This window comes from Rhizobium sp. 11_C7_N12_5, from assembly GCF_051811145.1.
In the GTDB taxonomy this organism is placed as follows: Bacteria; Pseudomonadota; Alphaproteobacteria; order Rhizobiales; family Rhizobiaceae; genus Rhizobium; species Rhizobium lusitanum.
On record NZ_JBPWPY010000001.1, the window covers coordinates 3241288 to 3265452 of the forward strand.

The window sequence follows — 24165 nt, forward strand, 5'->3', positions numbered from 1 at the left end:
GATTAATTCAACGGAGCTTTGCTGAAATGTCAACCACCATCGCTAAATTTTCGGCAGATCGTCGGTAAAACGGCTTGACATTGGGCAATGGGCATAGGTTATTTAATACGCATTCCGTTAAAAATACCAGGCCGCCGCCGAGCGGGTCCGACATCCGGCACCATTCTCATGAAAACAGCAGATCCCGAACTCATGCGGGCGATAAACCGCTTCAACGTGCTGGATACGATCCGGCGGGCGGGCTCCATCGCACGCATCGAAATCAGCGAACGCACCCAGCTTTCGACCACCACGGTCTCGGCGATAACAGCGTCCTTGCTGGATGACGGCCTGATCCTGGCGCGCACGGAGGGCGACCTGCGCGAGGCCGCCGCCCGAGGCCGGCCCCGCGTCATGCTGGAACTCAATCCGGATGCCGCCCGCGTCGTCGGCGCGAAGATCGCCGCCAACCGCATGGTCTTCGTCGTCACCGATTTTCGCGGCGAAGTGCTTTCGACGCTGACGCTGGCGCTCCGCGTCGACCGGCAGCCGATCGGCGTCATCGCCGATCTGATCGAGGACGGCGTGCGCCGCTGTGTCGTCGACGCCAACCTGGCGCTTGATGAAATCGATTCGGTCTGTCTCGGCCTGCCCGGCGTCGTCGAACACCGCACCGGCCATGTGCGCACCAGCCCGATCTTCCGCGAAACCGGCGTCGATTTCTCCAGGGAAATGTCCGAACGGCTGGGCGTCACCACCATCGTCGAAAGCGACGCGCACGCCATCACGCTCGCCCATCACTGGTTCGGCAAGGCACGAGACCTTGACGACATGGTGCTGGTGTCGCTGGAACAGACACTGGGGCTGGGCGTACTGCACGGCGGCCAGCTCTTTCGCGGGGCCGGCGGCCTCAGCCACAATCTCGGTGACCTCGTTCTCGGCATCGGGCCGCAGGGCACGGTCAGACTGGCGAGCCTTGCCGGCGAGAGCGCCATTCTCGGCGATCAGCCGAGCGGCCGCTTCGCCGAGGCGATCCGTCTCGGGCAGGGCATGGCGCATGCCAAGACGCTGATTGCGGCGGAAGACAATACGCTGATCGGCGCGGCGGTCCGCGCCGGCGAAGCCTGCGGCACGGCGCTCGCCAATATCGTCACGCTGTTTGCCCCGCCGCGCGTCATTCTTGTGGGATCGAGCCTGGCGCTCGGCCAGCCCTTCCTCGACAGCCTGCGGGAGGCCTATTCACTGGCGATCCCACCGTCGATCAGGGGCGTGACCGAATTGGTGTTCGATCAGTCGACCGACGAGACCTGGGCGCAGGGTGCGGCGGTCGTCGCGCTGCGCGAACTCTACGAATCGCCCTGGGGAACGACGGGGCCTGCACCGGCCCTCTGATCCTCGGGGACAGGCAAAGACAATTATCTGGAGGAAGTCTATGAACAAGGTCGGCATCGGCATTATCGGCTGCGGAAACATTTCCGGCGCCTATCTCACCGCCATGAAATCCTTTCCCATTCTCGACATCAAAGGCGTCGCCGACCTCAATCGCGAGCTTGCGGAGGCAAAGGCCGCCGAATTCGGCCTGAAGGCGGTTGAGATCGCAGCCCTGCTCGCTGATCCCACGGTCGAGATCATCGTCAACCTGACCATCCCGAAGGCGCATGTCGCGGTCGGCCTGCAGGCGCTGGATGCCGGCAAGCACACCTATTCGGAAAAGCCGCTCGGCATCAATTTCGCCGAAGGCAAGCAGCTTGCGGAGGCGGCTACCGCCAAGGGTCTGCGCATCGGCGCGGCGCCCGATACCTTTCTCGGCGGCGGCCATCAGACGGCCCGCGCCATCATCGATGAAGGCGCAATCGGTATCCCGGTCGGCGGCACCGCCACCTTCATGTGTCCCGGTCATGAGCGCTGGCATCCGAATCCGGCTTTCTATTACGAAATCGGCGGCGGCCCGATGCTCGACATGGGTCCCTACTACATCACCGACCTCGTCAATCTGCTCGGCCCCGTCTCACAGGTCGCAGGTTTTGCCGTGACGCCGCGCAAGGAGCGCATCATCACCAGCGAGCCGCGCAATGGCGAGCACATCCCCGTGCATGTCGCGACCCACGTCGCCGGCGTCATGGCCTTTGCCAATGGCGCGGTCGTGCAGATCGGCATGAGCTTCGACGTCGCCGGCCACAAGCATGTGCCGCTCGAAGTCTACGGCACCGAGGGCACTTTGATCGTGCCCGACCCCAATCGCTTCGGCGGCCCCGTCGAGTTCCTGAAGAAAGGCGGCGAGTTCGCGGAGCGCGAAATCACGGCTCCCTATGCCGACGGCAATTACCGCTCTCTCGGCGTCGCCGATATGGCGCATGCCATCCGCTCGAACCGTCCGCACCGGGCCAATGGCAGCCTGGCGCTGCACGTGCTCGAGGTCATGGAAGCCTTCCAGACCGCGTCCGATAGCGGGCGCACGGTCACCATAACAACGCAAACGGAACGTCCGGCCCCGCTGTCCGAATCCCTCGTGGACGGAAAAATCGGCCGCTAACCGCGCAATTTCAGGAGGAATATCATGCGTGAAGCACTTATCGTCTGGGGCGGCTGGAGCGGCCACGAGCCGCAGGAATGCGCCCATATCATCCGCGACATGCTGGAGGAGGACGGCTTCAAGGTCTATCTCGAAAACAGCACCGAAGCCTTTGCCGATCCCTCGATCCACGATCTCAGCCTGATCGTGCCGATCGTCACCATGTCGAAGATCGAGAAGGAAGAGGTGAAAAATCTTGCCGCCGCAATCGAGAGCGGCGTCGGCATCGCCGGCTATCACGGCGGCGCCGGCGACTCATTCCGAGAGAGCGTCGAGTACCAGTTTATCATCGGTGGCCAATGGGTCGCCCATCCCGGCAACATCATCGACTATACCGTCAACATAACCCGCCCGGACGATCCGATCATGGAAGGAATCACCGATTTCCCCTACACGTCCGAGCAATATTACATGCATGTCGACCCGTCGAACGAGGTGCTGGCGACCACGACCTTCACCGGCGAGCACGCCTACTGGATCGACGGCGTCGTCATGCCGGTGGCCTGGAAGCGCAAATACGGCAAGGGCCGCGTCTTCTATTCCTCGCTCGGCCACCAGGCCAAGGAATTCGACGTGCCTCAGATGAAAACGATCTTCCGCCGCGGCGCCAACTGGGCGGCGCGCTGAGGGCGCCTGCCTCTTTCTGGCAAGGATTGCCCGTCATTTAATGCGAGCAAGAGTTGCCCCTCACCCTAGCCCTCTCCCCGCGCACGGGGAGAGGGGACGATCCCGATCCCTCGCCTCTCGATAGGCTGGAAGGAAGGCTGCGGGTGCCCCATCCCCTTCTCCCCGTGCCGACCGGGAAAAGGTGGCCGATAGGCTGGATGAGGGGCCCAGGAGGCTTCAGGAACTTTAGTGGCCCTGTACCTCATACCGGCATGAGAAACCGGTCACCCTTCACCTTGCTACCTTGACCCGAACTGATAAAATACCGCCAGCAAGCCACAAACTCTTGTGCTGCTTGCGCTTTTCGTTGCCATGGGGGTGGGATGGATCAAGGCGCCATGGAAGCACCCAACAGCTCGTCGGTCAGCTACGGCACCGAACCGGGATTGCGTTTCGCCTCCCTGCTCGACGGGCATGGTGGCTGCAGGCAGCTCAGCATGGATCAGGTCGGTTCCTGCAAGCCCGGAGAGGGCGTCACCTGGCTGCATTTTGAGCGCGACCATCCGGCAACCGCCGATTGGATCACCCACAGGAGCAATCTTGATCCTTTCGTGGTCGAGGCGCTGCTGGAAGAAGAATCTCGTCCGCGTGTCGAACCGGTAGGCGACGGACTGTTGATCATCCTGCGCGGCGTCTGCGCGACATCGCCCGATGGCACGACGCAGAAGCCCGCCGATATCGATCTGGTGCCTCTGCATCTCTGGGTCGATGGCAATCGCATCATCTCCCTGCGCGACAGCGGCCACTACATCACGGCGCTGCGCGATATCCGCCTGTCGCTGGAAAAGAAAAAGGGGCCGCAGCGTTCCGGTGAGCTGCTCGCCCTGATCGCCGACAAGCTGGTGCGCGATCTCGAACCCGTGCTCGACGCCATGGACGAAGAGGTGGATGAGCTCGATGAGCTGATCTTTCACGGCGAGGCCGGTCAGGTGCGCGAACGCCTGAAGCTGCTGCGCCGCCGCGCCGTGCAGCTTCGCCGTTACCTGGCGCCGCAACGCGATGCGCTGAACCGCATCGAACATGACGACGCGCCCTGGCTTGCCGAACGCGATAAGCTGCGCCTGCGCGAGGTCATCGACAAGCTGATGCGCTATATCGAGTATCTCGACGCCATCCGCGATCGCACCAGCATCCTGCATGACGACCTGTCGACCGTCATCAGCGAGCGCATCGCCCGCAATTCCAACCGCCTCGCCGCCCTAGCTGCCCTGCTCCTGCCGCCGAGCGTGGTGGCCGGCCTGTTCGGCATGAATGTCGGCGGCATTCCCGGCGTCAACGACACCTGGGCCTTCGTCGTCATCGTCCTCTTCGTGACGATCACATCGATCGCCACCCTCTGGGTGCTGAAGCGCATCAACTGGCTTTAACGCCCGGCTCTCGGTTAGGCCAAGCCCATGGCGCAGGCAATCCTTTCGAATAGGCAGCAGGCAATCCCGGCCGACGAGCGGAGCATTGGCCAGGCGATCAAAGGTCCCTGAGCAGCCTGAAACCATCCACCCGCCTTTCGGGTCTGAAATATGGTTTCCCTATATTTCCGATCCCGATCAATCGGTTATCCGTTTTGTTATTTTTTGCTAAAATAAGACCTGGGCGAGATTTATGAAGCGAAACTGAAACGCGACCAGTTTTCGTTTGACATTCCTTTATCTTCATTTATCGTCATTCTTGTTTCGGTTTTCGCGTGAGGGGTGCAAATCGAAACGGGGGAGGTATCATTGTCCAGACATCAGATCCGTATCGGAAATGGCACGAAGTACGGCACAGCAAGCCGCACCGCCGCCATCAACCTCGCGCACCTTGGTTTTCGCTGCCACGACGTTTGCGCAGGCGGATCGATGCAATTCTTTCTACGACCATAGCCTCGGCAATAGACGGCACCCGGTGAAGGCATAGCCCGATCCGGACGGATCAGTCTTCTTGAAATCCTCGTGGCGGCATCGGCCTGCGACGCATGGAGGGAATTTATCGTGCTTGAACTCAAAGGCGTCTCGAAGTCGGTCACCGGCGAGACGCATATCGCGGAAACGAACCTGACGCTGCAGCGCGGCACGCTGAACGTGCTTCTTGGGCCGACGCTTTCGGGAAAGACATCGCTGATGCGGCTGATGGCCGGCCTCGACAAGCCGACCACGGGCACGATCCATGTCGACGGCGCCGACGTCACCGGCCTGCCGGTGCAGCGCCGCAACGTCGCCATGGTCTACCAGCAGTTCATCAACTACCCCGCCATGACCGTCTACGACAATATCGCCTCGCCCATGCGCCTCAGCGGCGCGAATGCGGCAACCATCGACCGGGAAGTGAAGAAGGCCGCCGACATCCTGCGACTCGGCCCCTTCCTCGATCGCCTGCCGCTCAGCCTCTCCGGCGGCCAGCAGCAGCGCACGGCGCTTGCCCGCGCCATCGTCAAGAAGGCAGGGCTGGTGCTGCTCGACGAACCGCTCGCCAATCTCGATTACAAGCTGCGCGAGGAATTGCGCGCCGAACTGCCGAAGATTTTCGCCGAATCCGGCGCCATCTTCGTCTACGCCACCACCGAGCCCTCCGAGGCGCTGCTCCTTGGCGGCAATACCGCGACCCTGTCGGAGGGACGCATCACACAATTCGGATCGACGATCGAAGTCTTCCGCAATCCGAAGGACCTGATCACCGCGACCACCTTCGCCGATCCGCCGCTGAACACCATAATGCTGAACAAGCGCGGCAGGGAATTCGTGCTGGACGAGAATATCCACCTGCCCGTGCCGCAAGGCCTCGAAAGCCAGCCGGACGGCCGCTACACGATCGCCTTCCAGCCGCATCACCTGGCCCTTGCGCCGCAGACGCCGGAAGCCGTCGCCGCGCCGGCGAAAGTGATGGTAACCGAGATCACCGGCTCGGAAAGCTTCATCCATCTCGATTTTTCCGGTCGGCGCTGGGTGATGCTAACCCAGGGCGTCCAGGATATCGACGTCGATGATGCGATCGATGTCTATATCGACCCCCGCCACATCATGGTCTTCGACACCGATGGCGCCGCCGTCGCTCCCGACCTGCAACAAGCCGCCTGAGGAGAGACATCGCCAATGGCACGTATCGATCTTGACCACATCAGGCACGCCTACAACGACCATCCCAAATCCGATGCGGACTACGCGCTGAAGGAAGTGAACCATAGCTGGGAAGACGGCAGCGCCTATGCGCTGCTCGGACCGTCCGGCTGCGGCAAGACCACTTTGCTCAATATCGTCTCGGGCCTGGTGCAAGCCTCCGAGGGCCGCATCCTGTTCGACGGCAAGGACGTGACCCGGCTATCGACCCAGGAGCGCAACATCGCCCAGGTCTTCCAGTTCCCGGTCGTCTACGACACGATGACCGTCTACGACAACCTCGCCTTCCCGCTGCGCAACCGGCATGTTCCGGAAGCCGATGTAAAGCGCAAGGTCGATGAGATCATCGAAATGATCGGCCTTTCCGACAGCGCTCATCGCAAGGCGCGCGGGCTGACGGCCGACGCCAAGCAGAAGATCTCGCTCGGCCGCGGTCTCGTGCGCTCCGATGTCAACGCGATCCTCTTCGACGAGCCGCTGACGGTCATCGACCCGCATATGAAGTGGGTGCTGCGTTCGCAGCTGAAACAGCTCCATCGTCGCTTCGGCTTTACCATGGTCTACGTCACCCACGACCAGACGGAAGCGCTGACTTTCGCCGACAAGGTGGTTGTCATGTACAATGGCGAGGTGGTGCAGATCGGCACGCCGAACGACCTGTTCGAACGCCCGCGCCATACCTTCGTCGGCTATTTCATCGGCTCGCCGGGCATGAATGTCATGCCGGTCGAAATCGAAGGCCGCAACGCGCGCCTCGGCAACCGTACGATCATCTTGCCCGGCGCGCTGCTGGAAAAACGCGCCGGCCGCTCCGAACTCGGCATCCGTCCGGAATTCGTCCGCATCGGCCGCGAGGGCATTCCCGCCACCGTCACCAAGGTCGAGGATCTCGGCCGCCGCAAGGTGGTCCGCGCCAAGCTGGATGGTCAGGATATCGTCGCTGTCATCGGCGAGGACCAGGCGGTGCCGGCCGAGCCGCATATCGCCTTCGATCCCGCCGGCATCAATATCTACGCCGACTCCTGGCGCATCGAGATGGGAGCCTGACGATGGACAAGACCTGGAACAACAAAGCCTGGTTCATGCTCATTCCCGTTCTGCTGCTGGTCGGCTTTTCCGCCGTCATTCCCTTGATGACGGTAGTGAACTATTCGGTGCAGGATACCTTCGGCAACAACGTCTTCTTCTGGGCGGGCACCAGCTGGTTCGAGCAGATCCTGCATTCCGGCCGTTTCTGGGATGCTATGTTCCGCAACCTGATCTTCTCCTTCGTCATCCTGGCGATCGAAGTGCCGCTCGGCATCTTCATCGCCCTTAATATGCCGAAGAAGGGTGTCGGCGTGCCGGTCTGCCTCGTATTGATGGCCCTGCCGCTGCTGATTCCCTGGAACGTCGTCGGCACGATCTGGCAGGTCTTCGGCCGCAGCGACATTGGCCTGATGGGCTATGTCCTCGTCGGCCTCGGCATCGACTACAACTACGTCTCCGATCCGGTCGACGCCTGGGCGACGATCATCCTCATGGACGTCTGGCACTGGACGAGCCTCGTCGTGCTGCTCTGCTATGCCGGCCTCGCCTCCATTCCCGACGCCTTCTACCAGGCGGCCAAGATCGACGGCGCCTCGCGCTGGTCCGTCTTCCGCTACATCCAGCTGCCGAAGATGAACCGGGTGCTGCTGATCGCCGTGCTGCTGCGTTTCATGGATAGTTTCATGATCTATACCGAACCCTTCGTCGTCACCGGCGGCGGCCCCGGCAACTCGACGACCTTCCTGTCGATCGATCTCGTGAAGATGGCGCTCGGCCAGTTCGACCTCGGCCCGGCGGCGGCCATGTCGCTCGTCTACTTCCTTATCGTGCTGCTTCTGTCCTGGGTCTTCTACACCGTCATGACCAATTACGATGCGGGAGCAAGCCAATGAGCGGCAAACCCCTGTCCACCACGGCCGACGACGCCGCGCTGCACAAGATGGCAGTCTCCGGCGCGACAACAGGCAATGCCGCCGCTGCCGGCGCGCAGGTTGCGCGTAGGCAGAGCGAGAAGGGCCGATGGTCCTGGCTGGTGCCGGCGATCTACATCGTCTTCCTGCTCCTGCCGATCTACTGGCTCGTCAACATGAGCTTCAAGACCAACGAGGAGATCGTCAACGGGTTGACGCTCTATCCGCACGCGCCGACACTGCGCAATTACACGATCATCTTCACCGATCCGTCCTGGTACAAGGGCTATATCAACTCGATCACCTATGTCGTCATGAACATGGTGATCTCGGTTGCCTGCGCCCTTCCCGCGGCCTATGCCTTCTCGCGCTACCGCTTCCTCGGCGACAAGCACGTGTTCTTCTGGCTGCTGACGAACCGCATGGCGCCGCCGGCGGTGTTCGCGCTGCCCTTTTTCCAGCTCTATTCCGCCTTCGGCCTGATCGACACCCATATCGCAGTGGCATTGGCGCATTGCCTGTTCAACGTGCCGCTCGCGGTCTGGATCCTCGAAGGCTTCATGTCCGGCGTGCCGAAGGAGATCGACGAGACGGCTTATATCGACGGCTATTCGTTCCCGCGCTTCTTCATCAAGATCTTCATTCCGCTGATCGCCAGCGGCATCGGCGTCGCTGCCTTCTTCTGCTTCATGTTCTCCTGGGTCGAGCTTTTGATTGCCCGCACGCTGACGGTGACCGACGCCAAGCCGATCGCCGCCATCATGACGCGAACGGTCTCGGCCTCGGGCATGGACTGGGGCCTGCTTGCCGCCGCCGGCGTGCTGACCTTGGTCCCCGGCGCGCTCGTCATCTATTTCGTCCGCAACTACATCGCCAAGGGCTTCGCGCTCGGCCGCGTCTGAAGGGAAACCGCCATGAACACAGATTTTTCCTGGATGGCCTGGACGCTGCCGACAGCGCTGTTCTTCTCGACGATCCTGGTGCTGCTGATCGGCATGGCGGTCTGGGAATATGTTTCGCCCGGCGGCAATCCGCGCGTCGGCATCCTGCATTTCGAAACGACACGCGGCGACCGGCTGTTCATCTCGCTGCTCGGCGCCGCCTTCATCCACATCGGCTGGCTGGGCCTGGGAGGCCCCAGCCTGTGGTGGGCTCTTGCTCTTTCCGTGGTCTACGCCATCGGCGTCTTCCGTCTGGTCTGAAGCAAACTGGTACGGAGGCCGGGGTCTGGCCGCCTGGGAATATACTCGCAACCTGTAGGGAGGAATTTATGCGAAGACATCTCTTAACGACGACGGCAGTCGCCCTGCTGGCCTTGGCCGGCACGGCTCATGCCGGCATGAACGAAGCCAAGGCATTCCTGGACAAGGAGATCGGCGATCTCTCGACGCTCTCGCGCGCCGACCAGGAAAAGGAAATGCAGTGGTTCATCGACGCGGCCAAGCCCTTCCAGGGCATGGAGATCAAGGTCGTCTCGGAAACGCTGACGACCCACCAGTACGAATCGCAGGTTCTGGCACCGGCCTTCACCGCCATCACCGGCATCAAGGTCACGCATGACGTCATCCAGGAAGGCGACGTCGTCGAAAAGATCCAGACGCAGATGCAGACCGGCCAGAACCTCTATGACGGCTGGGTCAACGATTCCGACCTGATCGGCACCCATTGGCGCTACAAGCAGGTGCGCAACCTGACCGACTGGATGGCGGGCGAGGGCAAGGACGTCACCAATCCCGGCATCGATATCCCCGATTTCATCGGCACCAGCTTCACCACCGCTCCGGACAAGAAGCTCTACCAGCTTCCCGACCAGCAGTTCGCCAACCTCTATTGGTTCCGCTACGACTGGTTCAACGACGAGAAGAACAAGGCCGATTTCAAGGCCAAGTACGGCTACGATCTCGGCGTGCCGGTCAACTGGTCGGCCTATGAGGATATCGCCCAGTTCTTCACCGGCCGCGACGTCAACGGCAAGAAGGTCTTCGGCCATATGGACTATGGCAAGAAGGACCCATCGCTCGGCTGGCGCTTCACCGATGCCTGGCTTTCCATGGCCGGCAACGGCGACAAGGGCCTGCCGAACGGCCTGCCCGTCGACGAATGGGGCATCAAGGTCGATGCCAATTCCCGCCCTGTCGGCTCCTGCGTCGCCCGCGGCGGCGACACCAACGGCCCCGCTGCCGTCTACTCCATCCAGAAATATCTCGATTGGCTGAAGGCCTATGCACCGCCGGAAGCCCAGGGCATGACGTTCTCGGAATCCGGTCCGGTTCCGGCGCAGGGCAACGTCGCCCAGCAGATCTTCTGGTACACGGCCTTCACCGCCGACATGGTCAAGCCCGGCCTGCCGGTCATGAACGCCGACGGCAAGCCGAAGTGGCGCATGGCACCGTCTCCGCATGGCGTCTACTGGAAAGACGGCATGAAGCTCGGCTATCAGGACGTCGGTTCCTGGACGCTGATGAAATCGACGCCGGTCGACCGCGCCAAGGCCGCATGGCTCTACGCGCAGTTCGTGACCTCGAAAACGGTGGACGTGAAGAAGAGCCATGTCGGCCTCACCTTCATCCGTGAATCCACCATCCGCGACAAGAGCTTCACCAAGCGTGCGCCGGAACTCGGCGGTCTGATCGAATTCTACCGCTCGCCGGCACGCGTGCAATGGTCGCCGACCGGCACGAACGTTCCTGATTATCCGAAGCTGGCACAGCTCTGGTGGCAGGCGATCGGCGATGCCGCATCGGGTGCCAAGGACGCACAAGGCGCCATGGACGCCCTTTGCGCCGATCAGGAAAAGGTGATGCAGCGCATCGAACGCGCCGGCGTTCAGGGCGATATCGGCCCGAAGCTCGCCGAGGAACACGATCTCGCCTACTGGAACGCCGATGCCGTCAAGAACGGCCATCTCGCTCCGCAGCTGAAGATCGCGACCGAGAAGGAAAAGCCGGTCACCGTCAACTACGACGAACTGGTGAAGAGCTGGGCCGACTCGGCCAAATAAACCCGATCGATCGATTGAGGAGATGCGGCTGTGCCGGGGTCTGAAAAGGCCCCGGCATTTTGCTGTTCCCAGCCCAAACACTTCTCAGGCGCGCGTCAACGGGACCTTCGTACGGCACCCCGGCGATGGGCTCGGGCGGGGTCATCAACCAAAATCAGCCGAATCGGGGTGCAACCAGTTGTCATATGCTTGACACATTCCATCCGCGCGCAAACTATCCTTACCCGGATCAAGACTTTCACGCCTGTTTGAAATCGTTGATGCGACCCGTTGATTTTACAGAATTTCATAAAGGAGAACGGAGTGAGAAATAGATACTTTGGACGCCTGGCATTCGTGTTCGGCCTCGCTGCAGCCGTGCCTGCTTTTGCCGCCGATGTGCCGGCCGCCATGCCGGACGATAATCTCAACGCCGTTCTCTGGGATCAAACCTCGGTCGAAGCCCAGGCCAATGCGCTTGGCGCCTATGCGCTCGCACGCCTCCGGCTTGACGAAGCGCTTGCCGACAAGAACTGGACGGCAGCACCGGTCGAGCAAACGGGCAGTTTCCAGGATTTCCCGCCGGCCATCATCCTCGATGTCGATGACACCGTGCTCAATACCTCGCCCTATCAGGCGCACAACATCACGGCGGGCACCAGCTTCACGCCGGATAGCTGGACGAAATATGTGAATGCCCAGCAGGACAAGCCGATCCCGGGCGCGGTCGACTTCACGCAATATGCAGCCTCGAAGGGCGTCAAGGTCTTCTACGTCACCAACCGCACTGCCGATGAAGAAAAGCCGACCGTCGAGGAAATGAAGCGCTTCGGCTTTCCGATGGGCGACAATGTCGACACTTTCCTCAGCGCCAAGGAACAGCCCGATTGGGGCTCCGCCAAGGGCACGCGCCGCGCCTTCATCGCCAAGAACTACCGCATCCTCTTGATGTTCGGCGACAATTTCGGCGACTTCACCGACGACTACAAGGGCTCGGTCGAGGAGCGCCAGAAGGTCTTCGAGGCCAACTCCGCCCACTTCGGCCATGACTGGATCGCCATCGCCAACCCGACCTACGGCTCGTTCGAGAGCGCCCCCTACAAGGGGGATTACAAGTTGCCGCCTGAAAAGCAGCGGCAGATGAAGCAGGATGCGCTGAAGCCCTGGGATGGGAAGTAGCCGTCGTTCGAGGGTGATTGTCAGGCACGTTCAAGTCTGTGGAACCTTAGTGCCTGGCCCCTCATCCTAGCCTTCTCCCAGCAAGCGGGGAGAAGGGACGATCGAGAAACCGCTGGTCTTCAGGAAGACTGAAGCTAAGTCAGGCATGATAACTCCCTCGCCCCGCTTGCGGGGAGAGGGTTGGGGTGAGGGGCCAGGCACAGAATCAAGGCAAAGCCGAACCAGCCTCACCGTCATCCACTCACATAGCCGGCCTTCAATCAGCTCTTCCGCTTCAGCTTCGTCGCACCTTCCTCCACCAGTCTCTTGGCCGCCTCGGCGACCGTGATCTTGCCGAAGGCGAGCTGGTCGGCGACGGGACGCGCGACGTTCTGGTCGAATTCTCCGGAGCCGAGCGGCGCCGGCACGGGATAGGTGCCGACCTGATCCTTGAGCAGCTCGATATATTGCACCGTCTGCTGCTCTACCGGATTAAGCGTCGGCAGGATGGCGGCGCGCACGGCGGGCGACATCGGCACACCGCGCTCGACGCCGAGGATCTTGCCTGCTTCGACATCGTTGACGAAGAAATTGATGAATTTCGCCGCCGCTTCGCCGTTCTTGCTGGTGGCGCCCACGCTCCAGATCAGCGCCGGGCGATAGTAATGGCCGGAGGGGCCGTCTTTCTTTTCGCGCGGCAGCATCGTGACGGCGAGCTTGCTCTTGACCACGAGCTGATAGCCGACGAGCTGGTTGGAATAGGCCATGCCGATGGCCGATTTGCCGAGAGCCAGGCAATTGCTTTCGATGACGTTCTGGTCGAGCGTCTGGACATCGGCGGAGACCGTGCCGCCGCGCTTGCGCAGCTCTTCCCAGTAGCTGTACCATTCCTTGGCATCGTCGACGCCGAAGCCGAGCCCGCCCTCCTCGGTAAAAAGGCTCTTGCCGCGCTGGCGCAGCCAGACATCGAGAACATAATTGTAGCGCGCGCCATAAGGCCCGCCCCAATAGCCGCGTTTGCCGGCCGCCTTGGTCATCTCAACGGCAAGATCCGCATAGTCTGCCCATGTCGTGGTGGGGCCGGGCGGCGTCAGGCCGGTCTTCTTGAACATGTCCTCGTCATAGAACATCGCGAAGGAATTGAGCCCAAGGCCGACGCCGTAAAGCTTGCTGTCGACGGTCGTGAGCTTCAGCACATCCTTGCCGAAACTGTCGACATTCAGCGTCGAGGGCACGAACTGATCGAGCGGCATGCAGGCGCCGCGCTTGGAATAATCGGAAATCGTGCTCGGCTCGAGCTGGAAGACATCGGCGATGTTCTGGCTGGCCATGCCAGTCGCAAGCTTGGCCCAGTAGCCGTCACCGCTGATGCTCTCGCCGATGACGGACAGATCGGGATTCTTGCTGTGAAACAGTTCGGCGACGGCGACCGTGCGCTTGCCGCGATCGGGCGAGCCCCACCACATCGCCCGCAGTTGCGTGGCGTCGGCGAAGGCCGGCATCGCCCCTCCCCCGAACGCGAGACCCGCAGCAGCTCCGGCAGTTCCGATCATGAATGAGCGGCGATTCATGCGCATGAGATTCCTCCTTCTCTTGCGTTGTCATCCGCGACGGTCTCCCGACGTCTTCAGCGGACAATTCCGAGCGAAGATATGCAATTTCATTGCGCTACGCAATAAAAAACTCTTTGTTGCAAATTTGCACAATTTTGCATAACAATTGCGATATGAGCGATGTTCGATCCAAACGTATCAGGCAAGCCGATATTGCTGCCGCAGCCGGCGTCTCCGTTTCGACGGTGTCGCGCGTGCTGACCAATGAACCCGGAATCAGCGACATGATCCGCCAGCATATCTTCAAGGTGGCTGGTGATCTCGGCTACCCGCTGAAGACGGCTGTGGAGGCGGAGGCGGGCGGCCTAGCGCTGATCGCCAGCGATAGCGTTACGGGCGGTTTGAGCGTTTTCTACGAAGGCATTCTGGAAGGCCTGCGCGCCGGCGCCGCCGAACGCGGCATGCGCTTCGACATTCGCCTCATCCGCGAGGCCCGCACCGAACCGAATCTGGTGATGGAATATCTGCAGGCTGCCGGCGCCGAGGGCCTCTTCCTTGTCGGCATAGATCCCTCCGAGGAGCTGTGCCGATGGCTCGAGGCAAGCGGCACGCCCACCGTTCTCGTCAACGGCACGGACCCGAAACTGCGCTTCGACGGGGTTTCACCCTCGAATTTCTTCGGCGCCTACAACGCGACGCGGCGGCTGCTCGATGCCGGCCACCGCCACATCCTGCACCTGACCGGTTCTCATCGCCAGACCATCCGCGAGCGCATCCGTGGCTTCGAAGCCGCGATCGCATCCGTCGAGGGGGCGCATGGCCGTATCGTGCCGATGAACTTCCGGGGCAGCTCCAGCCAGGAGGCCCATGATACAACAGCCGCGATCCTCGCTGCGGATGAGGGCTTTACAGCCGCCTTCTGCATGAATGATTTCATTGCCGTCGGCGTGCTCGACGCCGTGACCGAAGCCGGCCTGCGCGTGCCGGAGGATTTCGCCATCGTCGGCTTCGACGACCTGCCCTGCGCGCTGATGACCAATCCCAGGCTGGCGACCATGCGTGTCGACCGCGCAGCGCTGGGGCGCGAGGCCATAAGCCTGATGATCGCCCGCTTCCGCGACCGCGATGCGCCGGCACGCCACGTTTGCCACGGCGTTATACCGGTCGCCGGCGGTACCCTCCCACCCGAAACCTGAGCCTTCCCCGCAGCGGAACCAATCGAGAGAGCCACACCGATGATCTACGACCCCGCCAGCACCAATCCGCTTGCCGGCAACCCGTTGAAGAACCTCACCGACATGCGGCGGGCGCTGACCGACCTGTTCGATCCGCTCCTGCCCTATTTCTCCGAGGGCAATGCCCGTGTCCGCATCGACGCGGCAGGCGCCCATTTCGACCGGGCGGCCGCCGATCTCGAAGGATTCGCCCGCCCGCTCTGGGGCCTTGCGCCATTCGGCGCCGGCGGCGGCGATTTCGGTCATTGGGACCGTTATGCCGAGGGGCTCGCCAATGGCGTCGATCCCGACCATCCGGAATATTGGGGCACTGTCAACGGTCGCGATCAGCGCATGGTCGAGCTTGCAGCGCTCGGCTTTGCGCTCGCGCTGGTGCCCGAAAAGATCTGGGAACCGCTCGATGCGCGCGCGCGGAACAATCTCATCGCCTATCTCAAGCATGCTCGCACTTTCGACTATGCCGACAACAATTGGAAATTCTTCCGCATCTTCGTGGATATCGCGCTCGACCGGCTCGGGGCCTCCTTCGACCGCAGCCTGACGGAGAATTATCTGACAGAGCTGGATGGCTTCTATATCGCCGACGGCTGGTATCGCGACGGCGATATCAGGCGCATCGACCATTACGTTCCCTTCGCGATGCACTTCTACGGGCTGATTTATTCCAAGCTCGTCAATGACGACCGCGCCGAGCGCTACCGCGAACGCGCCATGCTCTTCGCCAAAGATTTCCGCCATTGGTTTGCGCCAGATGGCGCCACCATCCCCTTCGGCCGCAGCCTGACCTATCGCTTCGCCTGCGCCGGCTTCTGGTCGGCGCTCGCCTTTGCCGATGTCGAGGCGCTGCCCTGGGGCGAGATCAAGGGGCTTTGCCTACGGCACCTGCGCTGGTGGGCCGACAAGCCGATCGCCAATCGCGACGGCACCCTGCCGATCGGCTTTGCCTATCCCAACCTGCTGATGTCGGAAAACTACAATTCCGCCGGCTCACCCTATTGGGCCTTCAAGGCCTTCCTGCCTTTGGCGCTTCCCGAAACACATCCCTTCTGGACAGCAGAAGAAAAGCCGCTGGAAAATGAGCCGGCTATCGTCCCGCAGAAGCATCCCGGCATGGTGATGATGCGCAGCAAGGCCGATGTCGTGGCGCTCTCCAGCGGCCAGGAAAACCAGCAGATGCGCTTCGGCGCCGAAAAATACGCGAAGTTCGCCTATTCGGCCCGCTACGGCTTCAGCGTCGAGAGCGACGAGCGCATCTTTGCCGGCGGTGCGTTCGACAGCATGCTCGCCTTCAGCGACGACGGTCTGCATTACCGCGTCCGCGAGACCAACGAGGAGGCGAAACTTGCCGGCGACACGCTCTATGCCAAATGGTCGCCTTATGCTGATGTGACAGTGGAGACATGGCTCATCCCCGCCTCGCCCTGGCACATCCGCCTTCACAGGATCACTACGCCTCGGCCGCTTCAGACGGCGGAAGGCGGCTTTGCCATCGCGCGGCGCGATTTCGAGGTCGATACGCTCTCCTCCGAGACGGGTGCGGCCTATGTCATCGGCGAGGAGGATTTCAGCGGCATCCTCGATCTCGGCTCCACGATCGAGCGCAAGGGGCTGGCGCAGAAGGCGCCGCCGAACACCAACCTGATCGCTTCCAAGACGCTGGTGCCGCAGCTGCGCGCCACGATCCCCTCAGGACAAACCATTCTCGTTTCCGCAGTTCTGGCTGAAAAGGATCCCTCCTCCGTCGGCGGCATCTGGACGAAGCCGCCCGCCAGGCCCGATATCGATGCCCTGCGCGCGCTCGTGGCCGACAAGGGCATCACGGTCAGCGCCATCGAGGCGCCCGGTCGCCTGCCATGACGCAATTCGTCTCCACACGTCCCGCCATTGCCTTTGCGATGCAACCCACCCGCACGCAACACGTCCTGCCGGAGGTGCTGATCCAGCACCTCGATACGGTCGGCCGCGTGCTGGATGCAACGCCGATGCAGCGCTTCGATGATGACCGCGCAAGCAAACTGCTCGCCGAAACCGAAATCCTGATCACCGGCTGGGGCTCGCCGGCGATCGATGCCGCGGCGCTGGCGCTGGCTCCGCATCTGAAGCTGGTGGCTCATTCCGCCGGTACAGTGAAGGGCCTGCTCGGAGACAGCCTGTTCGATCGCGGCATATCGGTCAGCCATGCGGCGCAGGCCAATGCCCTCCCGGTCGCCGAATTCACGCTTGCCGCCATCATCTTTGCCGGCAAGAAGATCTTTCGCTTCCGCGATCTCTATGTCGCCGACCGCAACCGCAAACGAACGCAGCCGATCCAGGCGGAAGCCATCGGCAATTATGGCCGCACGGTCGGCATCATCGGCGCCTCGCGCATCGGCAGGCGGGTGATCGAACTGCTCGCGCCCTTCGACTACCGGGTCCTGCTCTACGATCCCATGGTCGATGAGGCAGAAGCCACGCGCCTCGGCGCCGAGAAGACCGAGCTGGACGCCTTGATGGCATCAGCCGACATCATCTCGCTGCACGCGCCGTCCCTGCCGGCGACGCGGCACATGATCGACGCCCGGCGCCTCTCGCTGATGAAAGAGGGGGCGACCTTTATTAACACCGCGCGCGGTGCCTTGGTCGACGAGGCGGCGTTGATCGCCACGCTGAAGACCGGCCGCATCGATGCGATCATCGATGTCACCGATCCGGAAATCCCGGAGGCGGATTCCGCCTTCTACGACCTGCCGAATATCTTCCTGACGCCGCATATCGCCGGCGCCGTCGGCCTCGAGCGGACCCGCCTCGGCAAGATGGCAGTCGAAGAAGCCATTCGTTTCATCGAGGGTCGGCCGCTGCTCCACGCGATCCGCCGCGAGGACATGGCGCGCATGGCATGATGCGACGCAGCAAATCCATGAAAACTCCCTGAAATCGCCCCATTTCGGCACAGGCGAACAACCCGTTTTTAATTATTCCGCGCTAGCAATCTTCTTATCGAAGAGGTTCTAGTTATGCGTACCCGCGTGCTTTCCATTCTGGCTGTGTTGCTGCTCGGCGTGCTGGCGGGTTGCGCAACCGCACCCTCGCGCACCCGCAACATCTGCGCGATCTTCGACCAGCGGGACGGCTGGTTCAACAATTGGCAGCGGGCAGCCGAACGCACGGAGCGCAAATACGGCGTGCCGGTGCCGATCCTGATGGCGACGATTTACACCGAATCCGGCTTTCGGCCACGCGCCCGTCCGCCAAGGCGATACCTGCTCGGCTTCATTCCCTGGAAGCGTCCAACGACCGCCTACGGCTATTCGCAGGCCCTCGATGGCACCTGGGACAAATACAAGCGCGAGACGGGCAACTGGACCGCGAGCCGCACCAACTTCGCCGACGCCATCGATTTCGTCGGCTGGTATCACTACCAGACGCATCTGCAGACCGGCATTCCCCTGAACGATTCCTACGATCTCTATCTCGCCTACTACTCCGGCCCGAAGGGCTATCTGCAGGGGGCATGGCGCGGCAATTCCGCCGCACTGTCCGGCGCCAAGCGCTTCAACGGCATGACCAGGATCTACGCGCAGCAGCTGCCGAGCTGCAGCTGATCGCGCGGTCGACTTCGGAGCAATTTCCGCAATACACGTAGCTGCGGGCCTAAGGCCGCGGCTCCAAGAGGTTCAAGCCGCCATCCTCGCCCCAGATGTCGGCGATCGATACCTGCTGGCCGGTGCGGCTGCTCTCCAGCGCCGCGATGCCGCAGAGAACCGACATCGCACCCGCGCGCGAACCGGCGCGTTGCTTGAGCTCGTCGTTCGGGCCGGAGCGCAACAGCATGTTGCGCAGCCGGTCGTCGCCGCCATAGTGGCCGCCGGATGAATGCGGCACCCATATCCGCTCGACGTCGCCGAAATTCTTCATGACGACGATCTCATCCGCCGGTGGCGTCGTCCAGTGTTGCTTCTCGTATTGCCGCAGCTCGATCCGGCCCTTGTGGCCGTTGAAGGCGATGTGATGCCCTTCGATCGGCATGTAGGTATTCAAGGAATAGGAAACGTTGACGCCGCTGCGGTAGCGGATCGAGGCGACCATCGTGTCCGGAATGTCGATATCCTCGCGGAAGACGCAGGCATCGCGCACGTAGCCGTCGACAGTGGACGGATCCTCATAGAGGCTTTCGAGCAGCGGTGTCGCGCCGATATCGAGATGATAGTCGCACTCCTCCTTGTAGCGACAGTTACGACAGCGCTCGCCGCGGAACGGACCCTTGCGGCCGTAATGCTTGAGATCGGCAAAGGCTGCAACCGTTTCCGGATCGGAATCCAGATACCAGTTCAGCAGATCGAAATGGTGCGTCGCCTTGTGGACGAAGAGACTGCCGGAATTTTCGACGAATGCATGCCAGCGGCGGAAGTAGTCCGCACCATGGCTGGTGTCGAGATACCAATGGAAATCGACTGAGGTGACATCGCCGATAACGCCGGAATTGATCAGCTCCTTGATCTTTGCCGCCGTCGGCGCGAAGCGATAGTTGAAGGAGACATCCAGCCGCTTGCCGGTGCGCGCCTCGGCATTGAGAATGCGCTTGATCTTGTCGACCGTCGTCGTCATCGGCTTTTCGCTGATGACGTTGGCGCCGGATTCCATCGCCTTGACGATCAGATCGTCATGGCTGGAATCGCGGGTGCAGACGATGACGAGATCCGGTTTCTCGACCCGCAGCAGCTCATCGAAATCGGTATAAACAGGCACCGACGCGCCGATATAGTCGAGCGCCCGCTTGGCCCGCATGGCGTTGAAATCGCAGACTGCAACGAGTTCGACCTCGTCGCTCCAGCGCTCGACCAGATCCTTGCCCCACATGGTCGCGCCGCGATTGCCGGTACCGACCAGAACGTAGCGTTTCTTCGATGACTGCATCTGCTCCTCCAGAATCTGTGATGGCGATGGTCAGGCTAGTCCGGGTTTGGCCGCACCTTGCTGCCTGGGCGCTGCATCAAAGACAAAACGAGCCTGACCTTAACCAGAGTCCTATTTCAGCGATGCCTCCATCGCCGTCCAGTCCGGCTCCACGGACGAACCAAGCCCGACGGCACTGATAACGGAGCCGATCGCAAGCTGCCCGCCCTCGATCCGCAGCCGCGTCCGGCCGTTGCTCACGCGATAGAGATCGGAATGGGCCCGGGCCAAAGCCGCCTGCTCGGCGTCCGGCGCGCCGGCCATGCCATCGACATAGTGATGGCCGTTGCGCTCGATATGCGTCATGCCGATCAGCGAAGCGAGCGCCAGGTCCTGCTGCACGGCAAGGCCGCCCTGCGTCGTCAGATCCTCCGCCGACATGAAATAGGGTATGCCGTCCTCGGTGCTCCATTTGGCGACGCGTGCCCGGTTCAATAGCGAGCGATAGAAACCCTTGCAGGACTTCGAGGAAATGCCGGTATAACCGAGCCCTCGGGCGGTAACGAAGGCATCGATATCGGCATCGGATTCATCGATCTCCACCGGCTTGAATGCGGCAAGCGCCTTTACCGACTTCTCGAAAGCGTAGGCACGTGCGATCGGCTGCTCGACGAACAGGATCGAAGCGGCGAAACGCGCCAGCCTCGGCTCCTCCTTTATGCGGGCGAGCAGATCCGCGACCGCCTCGGCGGATGAAAACTGCTCATTGCCGTCGAGCGTCACCGAGTATGCAGGCACCTTGGCGTCGATGACAGCAGCAACACGGCAGAGGCGGTCGATATCGGCATCGGGAGCGCCCGACACCTTGACCTTGAAGAAGGTCAGGCCATAGGCGTCGATCGCCTCCTCGAAGCTCTCCGGCAGGCCGTCGTTCAGACGGTCATCTACCGGAATATCGTCCGGCACGATCGCATCGACCAGACCGACGGTGTGGCGGGCAGCGAGGCTTCCGGCGGGTTCCAATGTCAACAGGAAGCCGGAAAGATCGAAACCGGAAAGATCGTGCGCTGTCGAAGAGTCGATGCCGGGCCGGTTCGCCCTGATCGCCTGCGCAACCGTCAGCCCTTCCAGCCGGCAGAGCGCATCGAGGATCGCCCTGTTGGCGAGCGCAAGACCGAAAGAGGCGACGAGGCCGTTCAGCTTTTCAGCCGCAGCCCGCGCCTGATGCGTTGCCTCGACGGCGGCATGCAGCCCAAACGCCGTTCCAAGGCCCGCGCCTCGCAGGGCATCGAGTGCCAGAGCCAGCGAACGGCGCAGCTGATTTTCATTGTCGGCATTGGAAAGCTCGGGCGATTTGTCGAACCATTTCGGCACCATCAGCTCGGCGGCCATCCCCCCAGCCGAACGGCCGCTCGCATCCTCGATGCGCACCCGCAGGAAAATCTGCCGCGCCTCCCTCAAGGTCGCCGCCCCGAAGCGGAAGGGAAGCCGCAATTTGACCGGGCGCTCGAATGCCTCGGCCTCGACAAGCCTGATCTTCAATGACTCTGTCATGATGGTTGGGTGCTTCCTTCGAAGAAATCGATCGTCTGCGGCTGACCGGCACTCCAGACAGGCTTCGACGTGTTGGTCCGATGCTGTATCCAACAATGCATCAGGCTACCGAGCGCCTGAGCCGGCCCGAAGAGACTATCGAGCAGGTAGCGCCGGTGGCAAATCATATCGGGAATGATGCCAACGCCCTTCATGATGTCTCCTCCCTGCCCGATTCCCTCCAGAATCAGGAAAAGCAAATGCTTGGTCGCCTAAGCAATGTAACCATATGGTTACAAGATCGCGCGATCACTCCGGCCTTGTCAACCGCCTTTTGAAAATTTCTCTGAAGGCTGGAGAGCCATGGGCCCTCGGGACACGCTATGCCCGGATGGAGGCAAGGGTCACCTCTACGATATGTTCGCCCCAGGCATTGAGCGCGTCCGGGCTGGTCAACTTGCGCGCAAAAATCGTCGACAAGGTGTGACGGTTGGACAGGTAGAAGAAACCGAGTGCCGCGATCGTCAGATAGACGGATACGGGATCGACGGCGGACCGGAACACGCCGGCAGCCTCACCGCGGCGCAACACATCTGAAAGCTCATCGATGAAATGCGAATGCATCTCCAGCACCCTGTCCGATCGCTGCAGATAGTGTGCCTGATGCAGATTTTCGGTCACGAGCAGGCTTAGAAACTCGGGATGCGCGAGAAAATGCCGCCAGGTGAACAGCGCAAGTTCCCGCATTCCCTCTTCGGGGTCGCGGCGGGCGAGATCGAGATGCTTTTCGGCGTTGCGGATCGCCGCATAGGTCGCCTCCAGCACGGCGAGATAGAGCCCCTCCTTGTCGCCGAAATAGTGGTAGAGCATCCGCTTGTTGGTCTGCGCCCGCGCCGCGATCGCATCCACCCGCGCGCCGCCGAAGCCATGCGCGGCAAACTCTTCCGTCGCTGCTTCCAGGATCGCGGCATGGGTCCGTTGCGGATTGCGCGACACTTTTTTCGACCGTGTTCGTATAGCCTCGCCGATCCCGGCTTGCGCTGACTTTTCAGTCTCTTGCCTCTCCCTGGCGGTCATGACTAACCTCCTCCCGCATCGATCTTTCCCGCGAGGGGCGCCACCGGCTCTCGCAGACGTCGTTTTGATTGTGACACGATTGACGCTTGACAGCGGTCGCATTTCTATCCAACTTGTAACCAAATAGTTATATCATGCAAAGCAGTTCGTAAATCATCGGTTTACTGGGGAGGAGACCAGGATGACTTTGACGATCGATCGCCGGCAGCTCATTGCCGGCATGGCAGCTACGCTAGCTTTCAGCAGTATCGGACTTTCCCGCGCCCATGCGGCAACGGCGATGCGCCTTCTTTGGTGGGGATCGAAGGAGCGAAGCGATCGCACATTCGCAGCCGTCAAGGCCTATCAGGCCAAGAATGCCGATGTCACCATCGCCGGCGAGTCCTTCGGCTGGGACAGCTACTGGACGCGTCTCGCCACGCAGACGGGCGGCGGCAATGCGCCCGATCTCATCCAGATGGACTATCGCTATATCTTCGAGTATGCCCGCCGCGGCGCGCTGCTCGACATGACGCCCTATCTCGGCAAGAGCCTCGCGATCGAGGATTTCGGCCCGGCTAATATCGATTCCGGCAAGGTCGACAACAAGATTTACGGCGTTAATCTCGGCGTCAATTCCTCGATGGTCGTCGTCAATGCGGCGGCCTGGACCGAAGCCGGCGTCGAGCCGCCGCATGACGGCATGACCTGGGAACAGCTCGGCGATGCCTGCGCCAAGGTGACATCAGCCAAGAAGCGCCGCGGCTTCTATGGCACTGCGGATGCGAGCGGCGGAGAGCCGGCCTTCGAATGCTGGCTGCGCCAGCGCGGCAAGGCGCTCTATACCGCCGACGGCAAGGTGGCCTTCGAGGCCAAGGATGCCACCGAATGGTTCGACTTCTGGGGACATATGCGCAAGATCGGCGCTTGCGTTCCGGCCGATGCACAGGCGCTCGACCAACAGACCCTCGAAACCGACATGCTCGTGACCAAGAAGGCAGCCGTCAGCTACGCCCATTCCAACCAGTTCGTCGCCATTCAGGGTCTGGTCAAGGAAAAGCTCAATATCGTTTCCTATCCGGTCCCCGGTGCTGACGGCAAACCCGGCCAGTATCTGAAGCCGTCGATGCTGATGTCGGTTTCGGCGACCTCTGCCAACAAGGACGCTGCCGTCGCTTTCGTCAATTACCTGGTGGAGGATCCGGAGGGCGCCAAGGCACTCGGCGTCGAGCGCGGCGTTCCGCCGTCGACAAAGATCCGCGATCTCCTGACCCCGGATCTCGATGCGACGAGCAAGCAGGTCGTCGACTATATCGGCCGACTGACGCCGCATGTCGGAGCGCTGCCGCCGTCTCCGCCGAACGGCGCCGGCGAGAATGCATTCCTGCTGAAAAAGATCGCCGAGGAAGTGGCCTTCGGCAAGACCAGCGCGCAGGACGCCGGGACGAAGTTCACCGAACAGGCAGCAGCAAACGTTACGCGAGGCTGATACCGTGGGTACAAACAGCAAGAGCGTTGCCGGCGGCTTGGCC

The 24165-nt window shown here is 61.8% G+C and carries 21 protein-coding genes; 16 read left to right on the plus strand and 5 right to left on the minus strand.

The genetic code is table 11. The features are described 5' to 3' along the window. Positions 1-168 precede the first annotated feature (168 nt). The 11 genes from AB8B29_RS15950 (at position 169) to AB8B29_RS16000 (ending at position 12405) form a co-directional block, all read left to right on the plus strand. Positions 169-1371, plus strand: coding sequence for an ROK family transcriptional regulator (locus AB8B29_RS15950; protein WP_047637708.1), 1203 nt, complete (start codon positions 169-171; stop codon positions 1369-1371). A 40-nt stretch (positions 1372-1411) separates the two neighbouring features. Continuing rightward, the gene (locus AB8B29_RS15955) at positions 1412-2512 is read left to right on the plus strand and encodes a Gfo/Idh/MocA family protein (protein WP_037195976.1); all 1101 of its coding nucleotides are present in this window, start codon (positions 1412-1414) and stop codon (positions 2510-2512) included. Positions 2513-2536: 24 nt separating this feature from the next. After that, a complete protein-coding gene (locus AB8B29_RS15960) occupies positions 2537-3178 on the plus strand; it encodes a ThuA domain-containing protein (RefSeq protein WP_037195974.1) in 642 nt (213 codons plus the stop codon). 377 nt (positions 3179-3555) lie between these two features. Continuing rightward, a complete protein-coding gene (locus tag AB8B29_RS15965; RefSeq protein ID WP_047637928.1) occupies positions 3556-4584 on the plus strand; it encodes a zinc transporter ZntB in 1029 nt (342 codons plus the stop codon). A 600-nt stretch (positions 4585-5184) separates the two neighbouring features. Continuing rightward, complete coding sequence (locus tag AB8B29_RS15970) at positions 5185-6267, plus strand: ABC transporter ATP-binding protein (RefSeq protein WP_037196176.1); 1083 nt, start codon at positions 5185-5187, stop codon at positions 6265-6267. Positions 6268-6282: 15 nt separating this feature from the next. Continuing rightward, the gene (locus AB8B29_RS15975; RefSeq protein ID WP_047637707.1) at positions 6283-7353 is read left to right on the plus strand and encodes an ABC transporter ATP-binding protein; all 1071 of its coding nucleotides are present in this window, start codon (positions 6283-6285) and stop codon (positions 7351-7353) included. Positions 7354-7355: 2 nt separating this feature from the next. Beyond that, positions 7356-8228 (plus strand): carbohydrate ABC transporter permease, encoded by an 873-nt coding sequence (locus AB8B29_RS15980; RefSeq protein ID WP_047553883.1) that lies wholly within the window; start codon positions 7356-7358, stop codon positions 8226-8228. Between the two features lie 47 nt (positions 8229-8275). After that, positions 8276-9148, plus strand: coding sequence for a carbohydrate ABC transporter permease (locus tag AB8B29_RS15985; protein WP_234903919.1), 873 nt, complete (start codon positions 8276-8278; stop codon positions 9146-9148). 12 nt (positions 9149-9160) lie between these two features. Continuing rightward, entirely contained in the window at positions 9161-9448 is a 288-nt protein-coding gene (locus AB8B29_RS15990; RefSeq protein WP_037195965.1) for a DUF2160 domain-containing protein, read from the plus strand. A 68-nt stretch (positions 9449-9516) separates the two neighbouring features. After that, a complete protein-coding gene (locus AB8B29_RS15995; RefSeq protein ID WP_037195963.1) occupies positions 9517-11247 on the plus strand; it encodes an ABC transporter substrate-binding protein in 1731 nt (576 codons plus the stop codon). Positions 11248-11550: 303 nt separating this feature from the next. Continuing rightward, complete coding sequence (locus tag AB8B29_RS16000) at positions 11551-12405, plus strand: 5'-nucleotidase, lipoprotein e(P4) family (RefSeq protein WP_037195962.1); 855 nt, start codon at positions 11551-11553, stop codon at positions 12403-12405. A gap of 260 nt (positions 12406-12665) precedes the next feature. Here AB8B29_RS16000 and AB8B29_RS16005 read toward each other — a convergent pair whose 3' ends face one another. Continuing rightward, entirely contained in the window at positions 12666-13961 is a 1296-nt protein-coding gene (locus AB8B29_RS16005; protein WP_037195960.1) for an ABC transporter substrate-binding protein, read from the minus strand. A 149-nt stretch (positions 13962-14110) separates the two neighbouring features. Between AB8B29_RS16005 and AB8B29_RS16010 the strand changes: the two genes are divergently transcribed. From AB8B29_RS16010 to AB8B29_RS16025, 4 genes are all read left to right on the plus strand, one after another. Then, positions 14111-15133, plus strand: coding sequence for a LacI family DNA-binding transcriptional regulator (locus AB8B29_RS16010; RefSeq protein ID WP_037195958.1), 1023 nt, complete (start codon positions 14111-14113; stop codon positions 15131-15133). 39 nt (positions 15134-15172) lie between these two features. Then, positions 15173-17029, plus strand: a complete 1857-nt coding sequence (locus AB8B29_RS16015) for a DUF2264 domain-containing protein (RefSeq protein WP_037195956.1) — start codon at positions 15173-15175, stop codon at positions 17027-17029. After that, positions 17026-18051 (plus strand): hydroxyacid dehydrogenase, encoded by a 1026-nt coding sequence (locus AB8B29_RS16020; protein WP_037195954.1) that lies wholly within the window; start codon positions 17026-17028, stop codon positions 18049-18051. The genes AB8B29_RS16015 and AB8B29_RS16020 overlap by 4 nt, the downstream gene beginning before the upstream one ends. Before the next feature lie 114 nt (positions 18052-18165). Further along, positions 18166-18753, plus strand: coding sequence for a transglycosylase SLT domain-containing protein (locus AB8B29_RS16025; RefSeq protein WP_037195951.1), 588 nt, complete (start codon positions 18166-18168; stop codon positions 18751-18753). Positions 18754-18802: 49 nt separating this feature from the next. Here the strand turns inward: AB8B29_RS16025 and AB8B29_RS16030 are convergent, their stop codons facing one another. The 4 genes from AB8B29_RS16030 to AB8B29_RS16045 all read right to left on the minus strand — a co-directional run bounded on the left by AB8B29_RS16030 (position 18803) and on the right by AB8B29_RS16045 (position 22654). Further along, a complete protein-coding gene (locus tag AB8B29_RS16030) occupies positions 18803-20065 on the minus strand; it encodes a Gfo/Idh/MocA family protein (RefSeq protein ID WP_047637705.1) in 1263 nt (420 codons plus the stop codon). A 111-nt stretch (positions 20066-20176) separates the two neighbouring features. Next, entirely contained in the window at positions 20177-21598 is a 1422-nt protein-coding gene (locus AB8B29_RS16035) for a mandelate racemase (protein WP_047637704.1), read from the minus strand. Then, positions 21595-21792, minus strand: a complete 198-nt coding sequence (locus tag AB8B29_RS16040) for a hypothetical protein (protein ID WP_112442047.1) — start codon at positions 21790-21792, stop codon at positions 21595-21597. Before AB8B29_RS16040 ends, AB8B29_RS16035 begins: the two co-directional genes overlap by 4 nt. A 166-nt stretch (positions 21793-21958) precedes the next feature. Further along, positions 21959-22654 carry a TetR family transcriptional regulator gene (locus AB8B29_RS16045; protein WP_047637701.1) on the minus strand — a complete coding sequence of 232 codons (696 nt, stop codon included), beginning with the start codon at positions 22652-22654 and terminating at the stop codon, positions 21959-21961. 181 nt (positions 22655-22835) lie between these two features. Between AB8B29_RS16045 and AB8B29_RS16050 the strand changes: the two genes are divergently transcribed. Next, complete coding sequence (locus tag AB8B29_RS16050; protein WP_047553920.1) at positions 22836-24122, plus strand: ABC transporter substrate-binding protein; 1287 nt, start codon at positions 22836-22838, stop codon at positions 24120-24122. Positions 24123-24165: the final 43 nt, after the last annotated feature.

Bases quoted from the DNA above. Each gene is read 5' to 3' on its own strand.
- AB8B29_RS15950 (WP_047637708.1), top strand. From the start codon at position 169: ATGAAAACAGCAGATCCCGAACTCATGCGGGCGATAAACCGCTTCAAC.
- AB8B29_RS15955 (WP_037195976.1), top strand. From the start codon at position 1,412: ATGAACAAGGTCGGCATCGGCATTATCGGCTGCGGAAACATTTCCGGC.
- AB8B29_RS15960 (WP_037195974.1), top strand. From the start codon at position 2,537: ATGCGTGAAGCACTTATCGTCTGGGGCGGCTGGAGCGGCCACGAGCCG.
- AB8B29_RS15965 (WP_047637928.1), top strand. From the start codon at position 3,556: ATGGAAGCACCCAACAGCTCGTCGGTCAGCTACGGCACCGAACCGGGA.
- AB8B29_RS15975 (WP_047637707.1), top strand. From the start codon at position 6,283: ATGGCACGTATCGATCTTGACCACATCAGGCACGCCTACAACGACCAT.
- AB8B29_RS15980 (WP_047553883.1), top strand. From the start codon at position 7,356: ATGGACAAGACCTGGAACAACAAAGCCTGGTTCATGCTCATTCCCGTT.
- AB8B29_RS15985 (WP_234903919.1), top strand. From the start codon at position 8,276: ATGGCAGTCTCCGGCGCGACAACAGGCAATGCCGCCGCTGCCGGCGCG.
- AB8B29_RS15990 (WP_037195965.1), top strand. From the start codon at position 9,161: ATGAACACAGATTTTTCCTGGATGGCCTGGACGCTGCCGACAGCGCTG.
- AB8B29_RS15995 (WP_037195963.1), top strand. From the start codon at position 9,517: ATGCGAAGACATCTCTTAACGACGACGGCAGTCGCCCTGCTGGCCTTG.
- AB8B29_RS16005 (WP_037195960.1), bottom strand. From the start codon at position 13,961: ATGCGCATGAATCGCCGCTCATTCATGATCGGAACTGCCGGAGCTGCT.
- AB8B29_RS16010 (WP_037195958.1), top strand. From the start codon at position 14,111: ATGAGCGATGTTCGATCCAAACGTATCAGGCAAGCCGATATTGCTGCC.
- AB8B29_RS16015 (WP_037195956.1), top strand. From the start codon at position 15,173: ATGATCTACGACCCCGCCAGCACCAATCCGCTTGCCGGCAACCCGTTG.
- AB8B29_RS16020 (WP_037195954.1), top strand. From the start codon at position 17,026: ATGACGCAATTCGTCTCCACACGTCCCGCCATTGCCTTTGCGATGCAA.
- AB8B29_RS16025 (WP_037195951.1), top strand. From the start codon at position 18,166: ATGCGTACCCGCGTGCTTTCCATTCTGGCTGTGTTGCTGCTCGGCGTG.
- AB8B29_RS16030 (WP_047637705.1), bottom strand. From the start codon at position 20,065: ATGCAGTCATCGAAGAAACGCTACGTTCTGGTCGGTACCGGCAATCGC.
- AB8B29_RS16035 (WP_047637704.1), bottom strand. From the start codon at position 21,598: ATGACAGAGTCATTGAAGATCAGGCTTGTCGAGGCCGAGGCATTCGAG.
- AB8B29_RS16040 (WP_112442047.1), bottom strand. From the start codon at position 21,792: ATGAAGGGCGTTGGCATCATTCCCGATATGATTTGCCACCGGCGCTAC.
- AB8B29_RS16045 (WP_047637701.1), bottom strand. From the start codon at position 22,654: ATGACCGCCAGGGAGAGGCAAGAGACTGAAAAGTCAGCGCAAGCCGGG.
- AB8B29_RS16050 (WP_047553920.1), top strand. From the start codon at position 22,836: ATGACTTTGACGATCGATCGCCGGCAGCTCATTGCCGGCATGGCAGCT.